The sequence below is a fragment of the Symbiopectobacterium purcellii genome, from assembly GCF_019797845.1.
Classification (GTDB): Bacteria; Pseudomonadota; Gammaproteobacteria; order Enterobacterales; family Enterobacteriaceae; genus Symbiopectobacterium; species Symbiopectobacterium purcellii.
Window position 1 is genome coordinate 2,277,117 of record NZ_CP081864.1, and the last position, 19,630, is coordinate 2,296,746.

Annotated in this window: 20 protein-coding genes and 1 pseudogene; 8 read left to right on the forward strand and 13 right to left on the reverse strand. The window is 49.9% G+C overall.

What is annotated here, in order from left to right; translation table 11 throughout:
• Positions 1–39: 39 nt before the first annotated feature.
• Positions 40–759: a fatty acid metabolism transcriptional regulator FadR gene (gene fadR, locus K6K13_RS10525; RefSeq protein WP_222160733.1), complete on the reverse strand. Its 720-nt coding sequence runs from the start codon at positions 757–759 to the stop codon at positions 40–42.
• A gap of 231 nt (positions 760–990) precedes the next feature.
• Here fadR and nhaB point away from each other — a divergent pair, with 231 nt between their 5' ends.
• Both nhaB and dsbB read left to right on the forward strand, forming a co-directional pair.
• Positions 991–2,529 (forward strand): sodium/proton antiporter NhaB, encoded by a 1,539-nt coding sequence (gene nhaB, locus K6K13_RS10530; protein WP_222160734.1) that lies wholly within the window; start codon positions 991–993, stop codon positions 2,527–2,529.
• 219 nt (positions 2,530–2,748) lie between these two features.
• Positions 2,749–3,279, forward strand: a complete 531-nt coding sequence (gene dsbB, locus K6K13_RS10535) for a disulfide bond formation protein DsbB (RefSeq protein WP_222160735.1) — start codon at positions 2,749–2,751, stop codon at positions 3,277–3,279.
• A 72-nt stretch (positions 3,280–3,351) separates the two neighbouring features.
• Here the strand turns inward: dsbB and K6K13_RS23195 are convergent, their stop codons facing one another.
• The gene (locus K6K13_RS23195) at positions 3,352–3,621 is read right to left on the reverse strand and encodes a hypothetical protein (RefSeq protein ID WP_252120472.1); all 270 of its coding nucleotides are present in this window, start codon (positions 3,619–3,621) and stop codon (positions 3,352–3,354) included.
• Between the two features lie 234 nt (positions 3,622–3,855).
• Here K6K13_RS23195 and K6K13_RS10540 point away from each other — a divergent pair, with 234 nt between their 5' ends.
• On the forward strand, positions 3,856–4,701 hold the full coding sequence (locus K6K13_RS10540; RefSeq protein ID WP_222160736.1) for a leucine-rich repeat domain-containing protein: 846 nt from the start codon (positions 3,856–3,858) through the stop codon (positions 4,699–4,701).
• Between the two features lie 108 nt (positions 4,702–4,809).
• On the opposite strand, the gene K6K13_RS10545 is transcribed toward K6K13_RS10540, so the two are convergent.
• The gene (locus K6K13_RS10545; protein ID WP_222160737.1) at positions 4,810–5,307 is read right to left on the reverse strand and encodes a ricin-type beta-trefoil lectin domain protein; all 498 of its coding nucleotides are present in this window, start codon (positions 5,305–5,307) and stop codon (positions 4,810–4,812) included.
• A 1,330-nt stretch (positions 5,308–6,637) separates the two neighbouring features.
• On the opposite strand from K6K13_RS10545, the gene K6K13_RS10550 reads away from it, so the two are divergent.
• Both K6K13_RS10550 and K6K13_RS10555 read left to right on the forward strand, forming a co-directional pair.
• Positions 6,638–7,027, forward strand: a complete 390-nt coding sequence (locus K6K13_RS10550; protein ID WP_222160738.1) for a DUF1090 domain-containing protein — start codon at positions 6,638–6,640, stop codon at positions 7,025–7,027.
• Positions 7,028–7,191: 164 nt separating this feature from the next.
• Positions 7,192–7,308, forward strand: a pseudogene (locus K6K13_RS10555) (helix-turn-helix domain-containing protein); the annotation flags it as partial.
• Between the two features lie 141 nt (positions 7,309–7,449).
• On the opposite strand, the gene K6K13_RS10560 reads toward K6K13_RS10555, so the two are convergent.
• The 5 genes from K6K13_RS10560 to K6K13_RS10580 form a co-directional block, all read right to left on the reverse strand.
• Positions 7,450–7,731 carry a hypothetical protein gene (locus K6K13_RS10560; protein ID WP_222160739.1) on the reverse strand — a complete coding sequence of 94 codons (282 nt, stop codon included), beginning with the start codon at positions 7,729–7,731 and terminating at the stop codon, positions 7,450–7,452.
• A gap of 245 nt (positions 7,732–7,976) precedes the next feature.
• The gene (locus K6K13_RS10565; RefSeq protein ID WP_222160740.1) at positions 7,977–8,360 is read right to left on the reverse strand and encodes a hypothetical protein; all 384 of its coding nucleotides are present in this window, start codon (positions 8,358–8,360) and stop codon (positions 7,977–7,979) included.
• A 773-nt stretch (positions 8,361–9,133) separates the two neighbouring features.
• Positions 9,134–9,580 (reverse strand): cysteine cluster protein YcgN, encoded by a 447-nt coding sequence (gene ycgN / locus K6K13_RS10570; RefSeq protein ID WP_222160741.1) that lies wholly within the window; start codon positions 9,578–9,580, stop codon positions 9,134–9,136.
• A 304-nt stretch (positions 9,581–9,884) separates the two neighbouring features.
• Positions 9,885–10,541, reverse strand: coding sequence for a fumarylacetoacetate hydrolase family protein (locus K6K13_RS10575; protein ID WP_222160742.1), 657 nt, complete (start codon positions 10,539–10,541; stop codon positions 9,885–9,887).
• A 277-nt stretch (positions 10,542–10,818) separates the two neighbouring features.
• Complete coding sequence (locus K6K13_RS10580) at positions 10,819–11,088, reverse strand: YcgL domain-containing protein (RefSeq protein WP_222160743.1); 270 nt, start codon at positions 11,086–11,088, stop codon at positions 10,819–10,821.
• A gap of 133 nt (positions 11,089–11,221) precedes the next feature.
• Here K6K13_RS10580 and minC point away from each other — a divergent pair, with 133 nt between their 5' ends.
• From minC to minE, 3 genes are read left to right on the forward strand one after another with little or no spacing between them, the layout of a single operon-like run.
• Positions 11,222–11,908, forward strand: coding sequence for a septum site-determining protein MinC (minC, locus tag K6K13_RS10585; protein WP_222160744.1), 687 nt, complete (start codon positions 11,222–11,224; stop codon positions 11,906–11,908).
• Between the two features lie 22 nt (positions 11,909–11,930).
• Positions 11,931–12,743 (forward strand): septum site-determining protein MinD, encoded by an 813-nt coding sequence (gene minD, locus K6K13_RS10590; RefSeq protein ID WP_195313355.1) that lies wholly within the window; start codon positions 11,931–11,933, stop codon positions 12,741–12,743.
• Between the two features lie 3 nt (positions 12,744–12,746).
• A complete protein-coding gene (minE, locus tag K6K13_RS10595; RefSeq protein WP_222160745.1) occupies positions 12,747–13,016 on the forward strand; it encodes a cell division topological specificity factor MinE in 270 nt (89 codons plus the stop codon).
• Between the two features lie 48 nt (positions 13,017–13,064).
• On the opposite strand, the gene rnd is transcribed toward minE, so the two are convergent.
• From rnd to yoaA, 5 genes are all read right to left on the reverse strand, one after another.
• Positions 13,065–14,192, reverse strand: a complete 1,128-nt coding sequence (gene rnd / locus K6K13_RS10600) for a ribonuclease D (RefSeq protein ID WP_222160746.1) — start codon at positions 14,190–14,192, stop codon at positions 13,065–13,067.
• Positions 14,193–14,314: 122 nt separating this feature from the next.
• Positions 14,315–16,018, reverse strand: coding sequence for a long-chain-fatty-acid--CoA ligase FadD (gene fadD, locus K6K13_RS10605; RefSeq protein ID WP_222161052.1), 1,704 nt, complete (start codon positions 16,016–16,018; stop codon positions 14,315–14,317).
• 214 nt (positions 16,019–16,232) lie between these two features.
• A complete protein-coding gene (locus tag K6K13_RS10610) occupies positions 16,233–16,802 on the reverse strand; it encodes a Slp family lipoprotein (protein WP_222160747.1) in 570 nt (189 codons plus the stop codon).
• 66 nt (positions 16,803–16,868) lie between these two features.
• Positions 16,869–17,570: a tRNA (adenosine(37)-N6)-threonylcarbamoyltransferase complex dimerization subunit type 1 TsaB gene (tsaB, locus tag K6K13_RS10615; RefSeq protein ID WP_222160748.1), complete on the reverse strand. Its 702-nt coding sequence runs from the start codon at positions 17,568–17,570 to the stop codon at positions 16,869–16,871.
• A gap of 72 nt (positions 17,571–17,642) precedes the next feature.
• The gene (gene yoaA / locus K6K13_RS10620) at positions 17,643–19,553 is read right to left on the reverse strand and encodes a DNA repair helicase YoaA (protein WP_222161053.1); all 1,911 of its coding nucleotides are present in this window, start codon (positions 19,551–19,553) and stop codon (positions 17,643–17,645) included.
• Between the last annotated feature and the right edge of the window lie 77 nt (positions 19,554–19,630).

Genomic DNA, 19,630 nt, shown 5'->3' on the forward strand with positions numbered 1-19,630 from the left:
TGCCGCGCTCACACAGGGCGCGACACGTGGTGGCATTAATTAGCGACGAACCTCAGCAATATCGCGCGGGATCTGGTTTTGCATGCTGTGCCAGATAGCGCCACTCTCTTTACCGTAGGTACGCACCGCATCCATCACACGCTCGTGTTGACCTTCTTTCGCGATGGTTTCCAGTCGAGCATAAAAATCAATAGCCAGCTTACGCGCATCCGGGTTAGAGAAGTAATAACGCCCAACCCGCATATACAGCCCTTTCAGCCCGTTAAGAATCAATCCATAAATCGGATTACCGGAAACAAACGCCAATCCACGGAAAATTGCATAATCCAGTTGTGTAAATGCATCGGCGTTGTCTTCGACACTGGCCCACTGTATTAATACTTCCTGGCTCTTATCAGGATGTTGACGCAGCGCAGTACGAATAAAAATCGCGGCAATGTTGGTGCGCACAGCCAGCAAATTATCAATCAGTTGCGGGACACTGTCGTGATCGAGTCGCGCCAGTGTTTCCAGGATGTTCAGCCCGGATGTTTCCCAAAAATTGTTGATTTTCGTGGGTTTACCATGCTGAATCGTCAGCCAGCCATCACGGGCCAGGCGCTGTAGCACCTCGCGCAACGTGGTACGGGTTACCCCGATCAGTTCCGATAATTCACGTTCCGCAGGTAAGATTGAACCGGGAGGAAAACGATTATTCCAAATACTTTCGATAATATATTCTTCCGCGAATCCAGCAGGACTTTGCGCCTTGATAACCATGTGTGTGATGTTCCATTGCGATATAAAAGCGGACTCATCATACCAGAGCAGTCAGCTATGACATAGCGTGGCAGGGAGACAAAAGCAGAATTCCGACAGAAACTGTGACACTTCACCCGCTGATTTATTTAAAAGTCATTGCATTGGGCTTAGTATTGACCCGGTCGTTTACCGTCAGTGAACGGTAACTCAGATTTCACACTGTTAGACAATAAGGGAACCGTAAACATAATGACGGACATGTCGATAAGACGCGCACTGCAAACTAATTTTCTGGGGCAATGCCCCGGTTGGTATAAATTAACCCTGCTGGGTTTCCTCATCCTCAATCCCTTGGTGTTTTTTTGGGTCAGTCCTTTTTTAGCGGGCTGGTTACTGGTCGCCGAGTTTATTTTTACGCTGGGCATGGCCCTGAAATGCTACCCGCTCCAGCCCGGTGGACTACTGGCGCTGCAAGCGGTGTTTATCGGCATGACAAGTCCAGAGCAGATCTGGCATGAGGTTTCTCGCAATATTCCCGTCATCACACTGCTGATATTTATGGTTGAGGGCATCTACTTTATGAAGCCGCTGTTGCTGTTCGTGTTCACGCGACTGTTGCTGCGCATCCGTTCCAAGACGCTGCTTTCACTCGCGTTCTGCCTGGCGGCCGCATTTTTGTCGGCGTTCCTGGATGCCTTGACCGTCATCGCGGTGGTGATTGGCGTTGCCACCGGGTTTTATGATATTTACCACCGGTACATCAACGGTCTGGATCAACAATCCCAGTCGATCACCGACGAGCAGGCGCAAACGTTGGAACAATTTCGCGCCTTTCTACGCAGTTTATTGATGCACGCGGGCGTGGGTACAGCTCTCGGCGGCGTGATGACCATGGTCGGTGAGCCACAAAACCTGATTATTGCCAAAACCGCCGGCTGGGATTTCGCCAGCTTTTTCTTGCGTATGTCTGCAGTCACCGTTCCGGTATTCCTGTGCGGGATCGCGACCTGCATTCTGGTAGAGCGTGTAAAAATTTGCGGCTATGGCGTCGCACTGCCGGATACCGTGCGTCAGGTGCTGGAAGATTACGAGCGTAAGACCAGCGCCGAACGGGCACCGCAAGAGCGTACTATTCTGTGGATTCAGGGCGTTATTGGCATCTGGTTGATTGCAGCCCTGGCATTTCACCTGGCAGAAGTCGGTTTAATCGGACTGAGCGTTATTATTCTGGTTACCTCGTTTTGCGGCATCACAGAAGAACACGCCATCGGCAAAGCCTTTCAGGATGCGATGCCTTTTACGGCATTACTTACCGTGTTCTTTGCCATTGTTGCGGTGATTATTGACCAGCAACTGTTCACACCGCTGATTCAGTTTGTGCTTCAAGGCTCGGAGCAAAACCAGCTTACGCTGTTTTACCTGTTTAATGGCCTGCTCTCTTCTATTTCTGACAATGTGTTCGTCGGCTCTATTTATATCAACGAGGCGCATCAGGCCTTTGAACAAGGCCGCATCTCACAGGAACAGTTTGAACTGTTAGCCGTAGCGATCAACACCGGTACTAACCTGCCTTCAGTCGCGACACCCAACGGACAGGCCGCCTTTCTCTTTTTGCTGACCTCGGCCCTGGCCCCGCTCATTCGACTTTCTTATGGCAGAATGGTGATCATGGCACTGCCCTATACGATAGTCATGACGCTGGTAGGCTGGCTGTGCGTCGCATTCGCGTTAGTGCCTGCAACCGAACTGTTTACTGAATGGCAGTGGATAGCGCTACCAAAACTGTAAACACAGACGCATCGCTACGCACAACTATCGTGTATAGTGAACGCGTTACAACGCTTAACCGTAGCGTGCGATGCGTCAAAGGATGGCAGTCGCAAAAATGATATATAAAGATTATCAAATAAATAGATTGTTACGTTTTGCTCAGTGAAATGATGGCGTCATTGCCTGTACCGTCTTTGCCGCCAAATCGATCATTTTTTTTAGCATGGAATATTCGTTATGTTGCGATTTCTTAACCGCTGCTCACGTGGGCGCGGTGCCTGGCTGTTAATGGCTTTGACGGCGTTTGCCTTTGAATTGGTCGCGCTTTATTTTCAGCATGTCATGTTGCTCAAACCTTGTGTGCTGTGTATCTACCAGCGCAGCGCACTGTTCGGCGTGATGGGTGCCGGGTTGCTGGGGGCTATCGCACCCGCGACGCTGCTGCGCTATCCAGCCATTTTCCTGTGGATCTACAGTGCAGTCGAAGGATTAAAGCTCGCCTGGGAGCACACCAATGTCATGCTGCATCCTTCACCGTTTGCCGTGTGTGACTTCTTTGTCAACTTCCCGTCATGGCTGCCGCTGGACAAATGGCTGCCCTCCGTGTTCGTTGCTTACGGTGACTGTGCCGAGCGCCAATGGCAGTTCCTGTCACTGGTTATGCCACAGTGGATGCTGGTGATTTTCGGTGCGTTTCTGGTGATGGGCGTACTGGTGCTGATTGCCCAGCCGTTCAAGCCAAAACGTCGCGATCTGTTTAGCCGCTAATCCTGTTGTTGCCAGATGGCCTGCGCCATCTGGCTTCATACACGTCTAAGGCCTCGTAGGCTGTGCGCGACCTCAGTGGTGAAGCGAGAGGTCCAGCGAATATCTGAACGCTTTATGCGATGCGTCCAATGTCACCACGCGCACATGCCGGTTGCAAATAAACCATATCTCATCGCGATCGTTTGCCAATATGTAATAAGCATCTGAGGTTTCAGAAGGATTAAAGCATCCCAGCACGCGATACGCTGTGCCCACCGAAAATCCGCTTTGCAGTGGTAACGGTCTGGGGCCGTTGTCTAACTCCTGAATTCGTAGATATAACCCTTGTTCTAACCAAAGCATCAGGCCTCACTCACCGTTAATCACACCAACTGAAAATGTAGCTAACGTCCGTGCATACCGACAAGTTTGCCAGAATAAATTAACGCTACTTTGGCAGCACTAGCGCACAGTCGCATCGATTCAAATTAGGCGGCAGCATGTACATATAACACCGTAATGCCTATTATTTGATATAATGCATCCCCTTTATAGGAGAACATAATAAAAACAATTTATTTAAAATGAGTAATTGATATGTTCACTATAAAAGATGACAACAATTCATGTTCATCAGCATTGATAAACGCAGCATCGGTGATGCCCACCACACCTTCAAGGATATCGTCTCAAACAATGACGCCACCTCGTAATCCTGAAGAATACCATGCTGTTTGGTCAGCATGGGAGAAAGTTGCCCCACAGGGTGAAGGTGAAAAAAGAGATATCGCAGTAGCAAGAATGCAAGATTGTCTGGAAAGAAATGCTATCTCCCTTAACTTAAGTAAACTCAATCTCAGTTCGCTACCAGATTTTATTCCCGAGCACATTGCGGAATTACATGTAGACAGAAACAAAATTCATTGGTTACCTGAAAAATTACCCAAAAATCTCGACAAACTCTATGCCCATGACAATCGATTGACCACGCTGCCCACAGACCTTCCAGGAAGGCTCTCCGAACTGTTCTTATCCAATAATGCCTTAAAAGAATTTCCACAAAACCTACCACCCTGTATATCAAAACTGGATATTAGTGATAACGGAATGGAAGGTCTGGTTAGCAACACGCCCATGTCCTTAGTGTATTTAGATTTAAGTGGCAATGCATTAACGGATTTATCAACACCCTTACCACACGCCATAAAATACATCTCATTAAATGATAACAAAATAGGTAAATTACCCAAAAAATTGCCAACGTCCATTCTGTATCTAAATCTAAAAAACAATTGGTTAGAATCGCTTCCGAAAAATATTTTTGACTTATCAAAAGAGGCGGAGGTTCATCTCAACCAAAATCCGTTATCAGCAAAAAACCTACTAAAACTGAATAAGTCGCTCAACAAAACCAACTCTACTGGCCCCAGGTTTTTTTATTAAAATAACAGACAGTAAATAACGTTAACGCCCAACAGGGGGCCGTGTAGGATTTACCGGAAAGGTAAAGGCCCACTGAAGTGAGCCTAAATGTACAATTTACGCAGTTGCTTACTTTGGCAGAGCCCATGACTGCGCAAACGAACCCGTGCAGCTTTGCAATTTAAGTGGTTTATCAAGTCCCACTGACGTCAGGCATCTTTTTGTCTCAATATTTTTAACGTGGGTTGGTCCCGCGGTCAGCGCGTCCCAATGCTGAGCGGGATCCTTAATATCGCATCTCTTAACTACAGGACCAATCCCGTTATCAGCCAGGCACCAATCATGACTGAGTTCAATGATATTGAAGGTCGTAGTAATAGGTGCAGTTTTTGATGCCTCGGGACACGGTAGCAGAGTGGGAACATCATTTTTCCCCAGAACCACACAATTACGGCCTCTGGCAATACTCACAAAGCCGTTAACGGTCGTGGCGTTGAGTGTAATGACAGACGCCTGAGCAAGATCCTGTTCACTGACTGTGTTTTTTTCCGCCGCCATCAATGATGCTGAACTGGCCATTAAAGCCAGAATAACGGCTAACCGGCTGCATACCTTTGCGTTTTTCATACTATTCCTCGTGTCGATTCAATAGTCTTGATGCTACAGCGCCATCCTGACGCTGGCCTAGCTCGCACGCCAGGTCTTAGAATAAGAAAGATACGTCATTCACCACAACGACAAGTCACTGAACAGCTAATTACTGCCCGTAATTAGCATCATGCGCCCTACGTTTCTGGCAGGGAAAAATGGTGCCCAAAGACAGCGTTAACAATCATGGACATTGCCCGATACGCATCAGGTGCAGGTATTAGCGGCTTTAGCGATGTTTCGCGTTTTATGCGGTCAATTTTGCACTGGAGCCCCTCTTTTAGCACCAAGTCACCGCTTTCGCACTGCTCCACGATTTCCCCCTGAACGCCTAAACGCCCATTACGATACCCTTGGCAACAGCGCAGAGTAGCGCGACATAATTAACCGCCATAGGTCTCCGAGTAAAAACCTTGACTGATGAGCAAACAAACCCTGTTTGCCTGTGAGTTTCACCCTTTATTTATTCTAGCTCAGTTCAAGATAAGAAATTTCGACAGGGTTGATGTAGATAATATTTTTCATGTCAATTGTTTTTGATATGATTACCCAGCTCCCCACCATGTTATAGCCCTGTTTTACAAATCCATTCAATGTAACGCCAGTTCTTAGGCGAACCTTTACAGCGTATATTTCCCTTACAGTTGCCATTTATTCTCTAACCTTAAACAACCAAGCAAATTCCACAAATGCCACTACACTAACAAGGTATCTTCCTGTAGATACGGATTTTTTCGATATGATTACACTACGATTTGAATTTTACTCTGGAAAAGAATTCCTGAGTGTTAATCCTGCCATCTGATCGCCAAGCACTGTGAATTTATCCTCAATAGATGCACCCCACGTCGCTAGAGACATTCCGGCAGTAGATAGTGTCGGTGAGGTAAGTAGCTCTGCCGATATTTTGCTCATGTCAGCCATGAACGCATCCCGCCAAGTGAGCGCGTTGTGATTTCAGAGAATAAAAAACCCGACGTTAGCCAGGACCTGTTGTTAATACTCAATTTCACATTCCGTTTGTCGGTATCTTTTTTCTTCAAACGTAACGCCACGTACAAGGCAGCTGCTTGCCGCGCATCGAGTCTGTTTATTTTTTGGACTCACCTTGAGCTTTTTATTACCAAAAACCGCCACCCTGTACAATTTTCCACCTAACGAGCAATTAAGGGACATGGCGTCGTACCCCGTGCTGAACTAGCAATATCACATATCGCTGCACTCACAAATGCGGTAAGGAATCATTAAAAACTCTTCTGTAATATTAGCCCCTGCCCGTCGAGGATAAGCACGTAATCAGGAGAATTTTATGAAACACACTAAAACACTGCTGGCAGGCCTGCTGGTTATGACGCCGATTTTTTCCGTACTAGCAACCCCCCAAGCAGCAACAGGATGCGAAGCCAAACGCCAGGACATTGAGCAGCAAATAGATTATGCCCGCACACACGGCAACGACCATCGCATAGCCGGTTTGGAAAAAGCACTTTCTGAACTTAACGCTAACTGCACCGACGAAGCATTGCGTGCCAAGCGTGAATCCAACTTGCGTGAAAAAGAGCGAAAGGTTGAAAAGCGCCGCCAGGAATTGGCTGAAGCTCAGGCTAACGGGCGTAAAGATAAAATCAGTAAACAACAGAGGAAGCTCAAAGAGGCTCAGTCCGAGCTCGATGAAGCCAGACACACACTAAATAAATAACCGCACAGTCTGAAACAGGCGAAACATGAGGGGTTGAGGGTAACGCCTCATGATATTAAGTCTATTAGTCGCGACGAGTTCTGACACAACGACTTGAAAAGTTGAGAGTTACCAGTTTTGATATGGGTGTCAAATCCTTATGCAAAACACAAAAGGTAACTCTCATGCTGCATACCAACAATCCTGTTATTAAACACAAAGCAGGTTTGCTGAATCTAGCCGAAAAACGCGGCAATGTATCAAAAACCTGCAAAGTCATGGGCGTATATCGAGATACTTTCTAGCGTTATCGGGAAGTTGCTGAACAAGTGTCCATGTCTACTTGATAGACGGTTTGTCCAACAACGTCCTCAGTCATGATGTTCTCCGGGCATAAAAAAACCCGCAGAAGCGGGTATGTGTTTTACTGTTAAATTAGTGTCCTAATTTAGTGTTTTTATAAAATCAACAACTTCTTGAAATTCATTACATTGAGTTCGAAGCTCCGCAGTCAAGTTTGATCTATTTACCTGGCAGAGTGCTGCTGCTCTTGAAGCGCTATCTATTGCAACTATCATCTTTTTAGTAAGGACAACACATTCGTCATACCTTGGGTGTCCCATGCATAAATTCTCAGGTGCCTTTCTTAGGTTTTTAACCATCTCGGATTCAGCGTTGACATGTCCAGAGACAAGCAACAATGCAATAATTAGTAAATTTTTCATGCCACCCCTATTTTTCAAATTTCTTTCCATCGGTTGAAAGTAGATAAGCTTGCTCTATATATGGCAACTTCAGGATTATCTGAGAATTCTCCCCAATGCTACCCATAGCCATTAGCCTACACATCAGACTCACGCTACCGACTTTTCTCAAACAAATGCCATCCGGGCTTTCAAAAAATCTCATGTCGCCTTTTCGCCACATAACAACTGTGGCACCTTCAGGTAAAGCGCCAACAGGCTGAATGCTAAAGATAGTCATTTTGTTGTATGCAAATATGGAAAATAAAATAATCACAATGAGAAATATATAGCCGGCTTTGCTTTTCATCCTCATCCCCATTGGTAATGTAGAGCCACCCAAAGCCTTTCGACATTATGCCAGCTAAACCAAGAACTAACACGATAAGCACACCAAAGAGAATACGGAAATCACAACGAGCCTCTCGTTTTATCTCGCGCACATCATCTTTAATGTATTTCAGCGTTGACTTAATATTTTCAGAATCAGATGCCAGCCTGACTACTCGGGTATCAATCACTTCCCCCCCTCCACTGTTACCACCGCCAAATCGCAGAATGTCGCCGACAATAACGTTAGGATCTCTCTCGCTATTTGGTATTTTGGACATCCTTCTCTTCCTCTATCCATTTCAGCACAGGTCAAACGGCTAGATTACGTGTTAATCCACAATTCCGGCAGATTAACCGATATTGATAGTGCATGAGAGAAAATGGCGGGCCGCCCGCGTCTAACTTTATATAAGCTACATACCTCATTTTACCGTTTTCATCGCGTTCCATCTCTACCTACGGAAAGCCGATATCCTCACTGCCGCACATCAGACATATGGCAACCAAAACACCGCGTTTATAAAGAAATCTTGGAGTAAACCTACTTCCTTACCTCCGTCTGTGTAACTAACAGAATCAGGCGAACCGAATGATGTTGCTGTAAGTAACGCGGCGTAGGGATGAGGGGCAGAAAGGGGCAGAAAAAGTAATCTGTTTACGTGTGGGAGAGGACCATTTTCCCGATCGCAGTAATAGTGTCATGGGGTTTCTCCATGGTCATTATCACGGGCAGTCTGACCACCCCCTTGTAATGACCACTTACTCACGGTGACAGTGTGAGTAGCCACTTTGTTGCCATCCTCGGTTGCACTGCAAATGACAGTGTTGCCTGATGCAACCGCTGTAACTCTGGTGGCATCAGTAGTTGCCACGGTGAACGCCTTGTTCGTATGGGCCACACCTCGGCGCAGAGGGTTTAAAGCGTTTATCGAAATGGACGGCAGACAACAACACCAATCAAATGGACATACTCAATGCGAATTTTGGGGGAAATGCCCCACCGATGCCCCAATCAAACAATCAATAATAAAATTATATTTCAACTCAACTATTACCGCGCCCACTCCGGTTTATTCAGGATATGGTCCTGCCAATCGACGACCTCAGATTCACGCACCGCGATGTGGCGCACGGAGATACGTTCACTGTGCATAAGCGCTTTGTTACCTGCTCGCAGCGGATGCCAACCGGGCAGGTCTTTGCCTTCGTGAATCAATCGATAAGCGCAGGTAGCAGGCAACCAGTCGAAGGAGAGCAGGTTTTCCCGCGTCAGTTTGATGCAATCTGGCTCATACTCAAATCGCCGCTCATAATTGCGGCATTGGCAGGTTTTGATGTTTAACTGATTACAGGCAACATTCGTGAAGTAGAGTTCTTCCGTGTCTTCATCAATGAGTTTATGCAAACAACACTGACCGCAGCCGTCGCACAGGGACTCCCACTCTTGATCGGACATTTCAGACAAGGTTTTTTGCTGCCAAAAATCGCGTTCGCTCATGCACAGTATCTCGTCATTCTTTATGTTATCTGGCAACGCACAAACGCCCCGCCAACCACACCTGCAACGAGCAGGAGGGGTATACCCAAAATGATTCGAGTTGCAGAAAAACGGCAAGCAGTGGCCCGAAGGGAGAATCTCAGGGATGAGGTTCATCAATCCCGATGACCTGACTCAAGTAAGTGATTCGGGTGAGTGAGCGCAGCCAGCGTATCTGCAACTTGAAGTAAGACGGGTATATAACGGATTTAGCGGAGTGAAGCAAGTGCTTTACCCGTTCCCAATGGGAACGGGTCGGGAAAGATCAGATAATCCGCGTGGAGAGGCTGCGATCGTTGATAGTGATGGTCAGCATATCGCCGGACACAATCGGGCCAACGCCCGCTGGGGTTCCGGTCAGGATCACATCACCTGCACGCAGCGTGAAAAAGCGGCTCATATAAGCAATCAATGGCAGAATCGGCGTGATCATATCGCGCGTGTTGCCCTGTTGGCGAATGTCATCATTCACTTTTACGCCTAAATCTGTTTGCTGCGGATCGCCAAACTCCGCGACGGGAATAAACCCGGAAATCGGACAAGCGCCATCAAACCCTTTGGCCTTTTCCCAAGGGCGACCGGCCTTTTTGCAGTCGGACTGAATGTCACGCAGCGTCAAATCCAGCGCGACACCGTAACCGGCAATCGCACGCGCCACGCGCTCTTCATTCGCCTGCTTGAGCGGCGTGCCGATCAGCACCGCCAATTCAACTTCGTGATGCACCGAACCCAGGTTTTTCGGAATAGCCACCGGTTGGCGCAGATCGCACAGTGCGGTCTCAGGTTTGATAAATAGCACGGGTTCAGGGGCGACCGAGTTTCCCATTTCTTTAATGTGGTCCGCGTAGTTACTGCCGACGCAAACCACTTTATTTACCGGGAAATCGAGCAGTGCGCCCTGCCAGTCTCTGTGTTGGTACATGGATATCTCCTGCCCTGTCAGTTGAAAATCACGCTAAGATACCCTGTGCATCAGGTAAACCGGTGGGTATCCATTTACGCCAGGGGTTTATTTATACGTCTCTGCGCCGATAAAACAAGCCTATAGACGGTAATGCGGAAAAATATAAGTAAAGAATTCAACGCCAGATCATACTTTTTAAGCGTGGTTAGACACGAGCGCGACGTCTGAACGACGCAATTAGGGGCGAAAAACGGTTAAGAAAAAACCGAATTTTCATCCCAAACACGGCGTCACATTATTTGCTGACGTTGTGATGAACGGATAACAAATTCTCAGGAGGCGGTGGTATTTGCAGATAAAAACCCTCGTCCTTAAGCGCCTGCTTTACTTTTTCAATGTCGGCTGACGCTAATTTTTTGCTGCCATCGAGCGGTAATAGCATCACCAACTGCGGCGAGCCAAAACTTTTCATCAGCGCTTCCGGCACGCGGGAAAAATCGTCTTTTTTATCAACATAGAGGTAGGTTTGATCGCGTTTAGCGCTTCGATAGATCACACAAAACATTTTTTTACTCGATTAGATGGGAATGTCATCTTGCCTGTATATAATTGTGACTATAACATGCTTACAGCACTCTGGAATATCATGTTGCCATGCAAATCCAGGGATTTAACAGGCTGAAACAGAGTCAGGATAGATGTCACAAACGCCAATTGAGTTAAAAGGCAGCAATTTTACCTTATCGGTTGTTCATTTGTATGAGTCGCAACCCGAGGTAATTATTAAAGCATTACAGGAAAAGATCGAGCAGGCTCCCGCATTTTTAAAAAATGCGCCTGTGGTTATTAATGTTGCCGCCCTGACGGAAGAAATAGACTGGTTATCTATCCAGCACGCTATTATTGCTACAGGGTTACACGTGGTGGGTGTGAGCGGATGTAAGGACGAGGTACTTAAAAAAGCCATTATCAAGGCGGGATTGCCGCTGTTAAATGAAGGCAAGTCACCGCGTCGGGCACCGGAACCTATTCCCGTTTCACCCGCAATAGCCAAAACCAAAGTGATTACCGCGCCGGTTCGTTCCGGACAGCAGATTTATGCCAGAGAGGGCGACTTAATCGTACTGAGCAGCGTCAGCGCCGGTGCAGAAGTTATCGCCGATGGCAATATCCATATTTACGGCATGATGCGGGGCCGAGCGCTGGCGGGCGTCTCGGGTGATGTACAGAGCCAAATCTTCTGTACGCATCTTGCAGCCGAACTGGTATCCATCGCCGGGCGTTACTGGCTCAGTGACAAGATCCCAGCGGCCCATTTCGGGAAGGCCGTGCGTCTTAAGCTCGACCAACTCGCAAACGATTTAACCATACAACCTCTAGACTAAGCCCTTTAACAAGGAACTATTTATGGCACGCATTATTGTTGTTACATCGGGTAAAGGGGGCGTTGGCAAGACTACTTCAAGCGCGGCCATTGCTACCGGTTTAGCCCAGAAAGGTAAAAAAACGGTTGTTATCGACTTCGATATTGGGCTGCGTAACCTCGATCTCATCATGGGATGCGAGCGCCGCGTAGTCTACGATTTTGTCAATGTGATTCAAGGCGATGCCACGCTGAATCAGGCATTGATCAAAGACAAGCGCACGGAAAACCTTTATATCCTGCCCGCGTCACAAACCCGTGACAAGGATGCACTGACGCGCGAAGGCGTGGAAAAAGTGTTGGATACGCTGGCAGAAATGGAGTTTGATTTTATCATCTGTGATTCCCCGGCCGGGATTGAAACGGGTGCACTGATGGCGCTCTATTTTGCCGACGAAGCCATTATTACCACCAACCCGGAAGTGTCATCAGTGCGCGACTCTGACCGCATTCTTGGTATCCTCGCCTCCAAATCACGCCGGGCAGAACGCGGGCAGGATGCGATTAAAGAGCACTTGCTGCTCACCCGTTACAATCCAGGCCGCGTCAGCCGCGGTGATATGTTAAGCATGGAAGATGTACTGGAAATTCTTCGTATTTCGCTGGTTGGCGTTATCCCCGAAGATCAGTCCGTACTACGCGCATCAAACCAGGGGGAACCGGTGATCCTTGATATCGCTTCTGACGCAGGTAAAGCCTACGCTGACACCGTCGATCGCTTGCTGGGTGAAGATCGTCCCTACCGTTTCATTGAGGAAGAGAAAAAAAGTTTTCTTAAACGCCTTTTTGGGGGATAAATTATGGCATTACTCGACTTCTTTCTGTCCCGCAAAAAAAACACTGCGAATATTGCCAAGGAGCGGTTGCAAATTATCGTTGCAGAACGCCGCCGTGGTGACAGTGAGCCACATTATTTGCCACAGTTAAAGCGGGATATTTTGGCGGTGATCTGTAAATACGTACAGATCGACCCGGAAATGGTGACGGTTCAGTTGGAGCAAAAAGGGGATGATATCTCCGTGCTTGAGCTTAACGTCACCCTGCCTGAACCGGAAGAACCCGCTAAATGAGTCCAAGGAATTAAATAACCCCCGCACCTTGTGGGGGTTATTCTGCTCTTACCCTTCGCGAGCCAACAAATCGCGCAACGGTTCATCGAACAGTTTAGCTCGCCAGCCGTTCAACATTTCCGGCGCAGTGCCTTCTTGAGCAAACAGTTTCCAATGCCAATTCAACAAGCGGTTGATCTGACGCCGTGATGCCAGTAACTCAGCAGAAAGTCCACTGCGTTCACTCACCTGTGTCACCAGATTTTTGATGTCTTTAAACACGCGCTTATAGCCTGGGTAGTCGATCAAATTAACGATCGGCGCGGGATACTGGGATTCCGGCAGCGCATTGGCCTGGATGACAATATCGAGCAGTGTTTTCCCGTGATAACGGATTTCCGGGCCGCTCAGCCCCAATGCACTCAACTCACCCAACGAGGACGGCATACAGCGCGCCACCTGAAGTAGATTTTCTTCCCGTACTACAAAGTTGACCGAGCTGTCGCGCTGACGCGCCAGATTTAGCCGCCACTGAGCAAGCAGTTGTAAACAAGCCAGTTGCTTGCCACGCAGTTGCCAGGCGTTACCAAATTCACGATAGGCCAGTTCCGGCGTGAGAATATCCTGTTTACGCTGACACAGTAGCCGGCACTCATCCAACGCTGCGTCCAGCCATCCAGCTTCACGCGTTTCGGCCACAATCTTCTCAGCCATCGGTAATAGGTAGAAGACATCTGCAGCAGCATAGTCACACTGTTTCTCAGTCAACGGACGCGCCAGCCAGTCGGTACGTGATTCGGTTTTATCCAGCGTCACACCTTGATAATCGGCCACTAAAGCTGCAAATCCATAGGACAAGGGCTTACCGAGAAAAGCGGCCAAAATCTGTGTATCGATAAACGGATGCGGCAACACGCCAAACGCATTAATAAACACCTCAAGATCTTCACTGCTGGCGTGCAGGAACTTGGTCACCTGCGCATCCTGTAACAGCGCCACGAACGGCTGCCAGGCGCTGATAGTGAGGGGGTCAATCAGAGAGAGGGTTTCGCCGTCAAAAAGCTGGATGAGACCCAATTGCGGATAATAGGTGCGAGTGCGGACAAATTCGGTATCCAGCGCGACCTGTGTGTGCTGACGCGCCTGTTGACAAACCTGTTCCAGGCCATTGTTGTCGCTGATTAACTGATAATTCAAAACGGGTTCTCTTGTTTTTAACTGTCGGCTACTGCAAAAACAACGCCGGTATAACCGGCGTTGTTAACCTTTTGCTATGATAGCCTGTCCTGCTGCGATCTGGCAGACGTTTTATTGATAAATCAGGAAACCTTTGCGGCACCTTCAGCCGATGACTTTTGGTTGGCGTTGTCTGCACGTAATTCACGGCGCAAAATCTTCCCTACGTTAGATTTTGGTAATTCTTCCACAAACTCGACCAGTTTTGGCACTTTGTAGGCGGTCAGATTACGACGGCAATGGGTGATCAGTTCATCTTTACTCAGGCTGCTGTCACGAGCCACAACATAAGCTTTAACAGCTTCACCGCTCAACTCGCTTTCCACACCGATCACCGCTGCTTCGGACACTTTGGGATGGCGCGCAATCACTTCCTCGATTTCTGTCGGATAGACGTTAAATCCGGACACCAGAATCATGTCTTTTTTGTGATCGATCACGCGCAGAAACCCCTCTTCATCTGCCGTGACAATATCGCCGGTTGCCAGCCATCCCGCTTTCAGCACCTCTTGCGTCGCAGCCGGTTGCTGCCAGTAGCCCAGCATCACCTGCGGACCTTTCACCCACAGTTCCCCCGATTCGCCCGGTGCCACATCTTGTCCCTCATCATCCACAATACGCACATCGGTAGACGGCACTGGCAACCCGATGCTGCCGCTGTAGTGTTTTAAATCATAGGGGTTGCCTGCCACCAGCGGAGAGCTTTCCGTCAGGCCATAGCCTTCCAGCAGGTGTTTCCCCGTCAATTTTTCCCACCGCTCGGCCACCGATTGCTGCACCGATGCGCCCCCCCCCACCGACAAACGCAGCGTAGAAAAATCCAGTTCGTGGAAGGCCTTGTTATTCAGCAATGCGTTAAACAAGGTGTTAACGCCCGTGACTGCCGTGAACGGGTATTTACCGAGTTCTTTCACCACAGCCGGAATATCTCGCGGATTGGTAATTAACAGGTTCTGCCCACCCAGTTCAACAAACAGCAGGCAGTTTACCGTCAGCGCAAAGATGTGATAAAGCGGCAGCATGGTGACCACCAGCTCATGGCGCTCTTGCAACACCGGACCGTAGGCGGCTTTCGCCTGTGCCAGATTCGCCTGCATATTACGGTGCGTGAGCATCGCGCCTTTCGACAACCCGGTGGTGCCGCCGGTATATTGCAAAAAGGCCAGATCGGCATTCACAATTTGTGGTTTGATGTACTGAAGACGCCGCCCTTGTTGCAGCACTCTGCGAAACGAGATGGCATCCGGCAGATGGTATTTCGGCACCAGACGCTTGATGTATTTAACCACAAAGTTGACCAGCGTCCCTTTCGCGGTGGAAAGCTGATCGCCCATGCGCGTCAGGATCACATGTTTAACGTCGGTGTTATACACCACCTTTTCCAACGTATGCGCAAAGTTGGACACAATGACAATGGCGGTTGCGCCGCTGTCTTTCAACTGGTGCTCCAGTTCACGCGGCGTGTAAAGCGGGTTAACGTTAACCACGACCAGGCCCGCGCGCAAAATTCCAAACAACGCGACCGGATATTGCAACAGGTTCGGCATCATCAGCGCTACGCGATCGCCTTTTTGCAGATGGAGCTGATTTTGCAAATAGGCGGCAAATGCGCGGCTACGCTCTTCCAACTTGCGGAAAGTCATCACCTCGCCCATGTTAATAAACGCGGGCAGGTCGGCATATCGGGTAACCGCATTTTCAAAAAGATCGACCAACGACGTATAGTTATCCGGGTTAATTTCGGCGGGCACGTTAGCCGGATAACGCGTTAACCAGATTTTCTCCAAGGCATCACTCCCAAGGTATTTTTTTAGTGGCATGATGATTCTCCCACCGCTCGTATAATTAACATTATTTTAACTCAGCTTACCAGTTGCTGCTGAGACAATATCGAGGTTGAGAGTTCGATCACGCCTTATTGTTAAGCATATGTATCAAAAAAATGAGGCGACCTGCGTCGCCTCGTTATTCTGCGTTTTTTTAAGAGAGAAAAAACGTCATTTATTGCGTCACAATCGTCTCGATACGAGCCGGGCCCCAGTCATTGCCAAAGCCCCAACCCCGCCGGTAGCGCCAATCCCATCCCCACGGATCGGCTGCGCCGGGCGGCAAGATAACCTGCTGCGTTTCGTTCCAGCGTTGATAACCCGTCACATTGATCACCACAAAGCGATAAGGTCTGCTGCCGATCTGACCTTGCTCCATTTCAGCGACGGATCCCACGACGGTCACCAGCAGGCCCTGAAAATCGAGGGGTTCAAGGAAACCTTTGACGTTGGCGATGAATCGCCCTTCCGAAACGCTCTCCAACTGAGGCCGCGCCCAGCGATCCAACGGCAGGCTGACAATCACCAGACGGGTTTTGTCATTTTCGTTATGTACGGCGACAACGCGACCGCCGAGACGCGCTTCCTGGCCCAAAGCCATCTGCGGCATCAACATAATTTGTGACAAACGGTCGTACGGTCTTTCCGAACTACTCTGGATGGATTCAGGAATCGAGGAACAACCTGCCAGCAACAGTGCCAGCGCCGCGAACGTCACCTGTTTTGACCAATGAGAAATCGCCATAATACTGATCCCTTTGCCATTACCTACACATTAGAGTAGGCAGTAATGCAATAAGTTGCGCGGTTATCAGGCGCGGCCGGGTAATTTTTTCCAGGTGACGTTGTTGCGCAAATAGCGCGGCAAGGCATCAGCAACGGCGACCGCGTTACCTGACTGCCACTGATGACAAGCCAACGGCAGCATATCCTGCGCCTGTGGCAGCAGCATATCGCCCGGTGTCAGCGTGATCGCGGCGTGGGCAGCCAGTGTCGGATACGTCTCCCACCCGGTACCAACGGTCGCCCATTCGCCGCGTAGCAGCAGTGTGCGCTCCAGCACCTGTTGTGGCGTCAGCACGGCTTCATGCTCCTCACCCTGCCAGTTGCCGTCAACATCACGCTGATACTCGGCCCAATAGACTTCGCCCATGCGAGCGTCGATCGCCGCCAGCACGCGCGTAGCCCCTGTGCGGCGCCAGGCACCCTGCGCCATCATGGCAAGCGTCGAGATACCCAGCATCGGTAAATCTGCGCCTAATGCCAGCCCTTGAGCGATACCAATGCCAATTCGCACACCGGTAAAGCTGCCAGGGCCTTGACCAAATGCCAGCGCATCCAGGCTGTTCAACGTCACACCGGTTTCGGCCAGCACCTGTTGCACCATCGGCAACACGCGTTGGGTATGTTCACGGGGACACACTTCATACAGGGAGAAAATTTGACCATCATTCCAGAGCGCAACGGAACAGGCTTCCGTCGCAGTATCGAGCGCTAAAATTCGCTTAGACATGCCGACCTCAGGCAGGGAAACAAAATAACGCGGCGTAGCATAGCACACCGCGCATGGAATTACTCAGAGGCATCACACCGCCTCGGTGCGGGAAAGAAAACGGATCGCTTGCGCCAGATCGCGCGTGCGGGCAGCGGGTGGCAGGCTTTGCAGAAAGGTTTTTCCGTAAGGACGCATCACCAGACGGTTATCGCAGATAACGATAACGCCGCGATCGTCCACATCACGAATCAAACGCCCCACCCCTTGTTTCAGGGTGATGACCGCATCGGGCAGTTGCACCTCGTCAAACGGATCACCGCCACGCAGGCGGCAATCTTCAATACGCGCTTTCAGCAGCGGGTCATCTGGCGAGGTAAACGGCAGCTTATCGATAATCACACAAGAGAGCGCATCACCGCGCACATCCACCCCTTCCCAGAAACTGCTGGTCGCCACCAGCAAGGCGTTTCCGGCAGAGACAAACTGCGCTAACAGTTGCGCCTTGCTGGTTTCGCCCTGAAGCAACACGGGCAACGTCAGTGAGGCGCGAAACTCTGCGGCCAGATCGCGCATCATTTGGTGCGAGGTACATAGCATAAAGCAACGTCCGCGATTCGCCTCGATGAGCGGGCGCAACTGAGTGGCTAACCGTTGAGCCGCACCACGTTGCTGCATCTCCGGCAGAAAACGCGGCACGCAGAGCAGCGTCTGCTGCGCATAATCAAACGGGCTTGGCAGCAGCATAGCGTGCGCATGGTCCAACCCCAGGCGCTCGGTAAAGTGTTCGACCCTGTCGTTAACCGACAGCGTCGCTGAGGTAAAAATCCAGGCGGCCTTCTTCTCTTGCATCAGCTCACGAAAACGGTCCGCCACGGAGAGCGGGGTCAACGCCAACACGAAGTGCCGCGCATTGCATTCATACCAATAGCTATATCCAGCCTGTTGCACATCCTGTAGCCGCTTGAGACGGGCGCGATACAGCGTAGCGCGTTCAAAGGCGGCATCCAGCAGCGCCGAGCGCCCGAGCGACAGTTTGGCAACGTCATAGCAGAGCTCAAGCGCATCATCAAGCAACAGCAGCGCGCGTTGCAACGAGGGCTGCGCCAGCACATCGCGCAGGTTGCCGCGAAAGCCGGGTTCACCCAGCGCCAACCGAAAATCCTGCGTGCTTTGCGCTAGGCGATCGGCGGATTTTTGCAACTGAGCCGCATCGCGCACTTCAGTGCGATACGCGATAATGATATCTTTCGTCAGATCGAGCAGTTGGCGGCTGGTGAGTTGCTGACCAAAGTAGTGGCTGGCGATATCAGGGATCTGGTGGGCTTCATCGAAAATCACCACATCGCTGTCGGGGATCAACTCAGCAAATCCGCTCTCTTTGACCACCATATCCGCCAGATAAAGGTGATGGTTAACCACCACAACGTCGGATTCCATCGCCTTACGTCGCGCCTTCACCACAAAGCACTCTTTATAATGTGGGCAATCGCTCCCCAGACAATTGTCGTTGGTGCTGGTGACTAACGGCCACACCGCACTGTCCTCCGCCACGTCGGTGCAGGTGCTGATGTCACCGTCTACCGTGGCGGATGACCAGCCGCGCAAACGAGCCAGTTCGCTCAACGCCTCACCGCTCAGATCGCCCCCAGCCAGGGATTGCTGCTCAAGCCGCTCGATACACAAATAGTTCGATCGCCCTTTGAGCAACGCGACCTGCCCGGTGTAGCCCAACGCGGTGGCAATGCGCGGCAAATCACGTGAAAAAAGCTGGTCCTGAAGGGCTTTAGAGCCGGTGGAGACGATGACCTTGCGTTCAGAACGCAACGCCGGAACCAGATAAGCATACGTTTTACCGGTCCCGGTGCCTGCCTCCACCACCAGCGCGTGTTGTTCTGTAATAGCGAGCTCCACCGCCGCAGCCATGTCACGCTGAGGTTCACGCGGTTTAAAACCGTCAATGGCTCGCGCCAGGGTGCCTTCGGGAGAAAAATCGTCCTGCACGGAATGTTTTGTCACACACGCTCTCTATTTGTCACTGCCAATGGTCACAATCACAACCGCTAAGGATACCGTGAAAC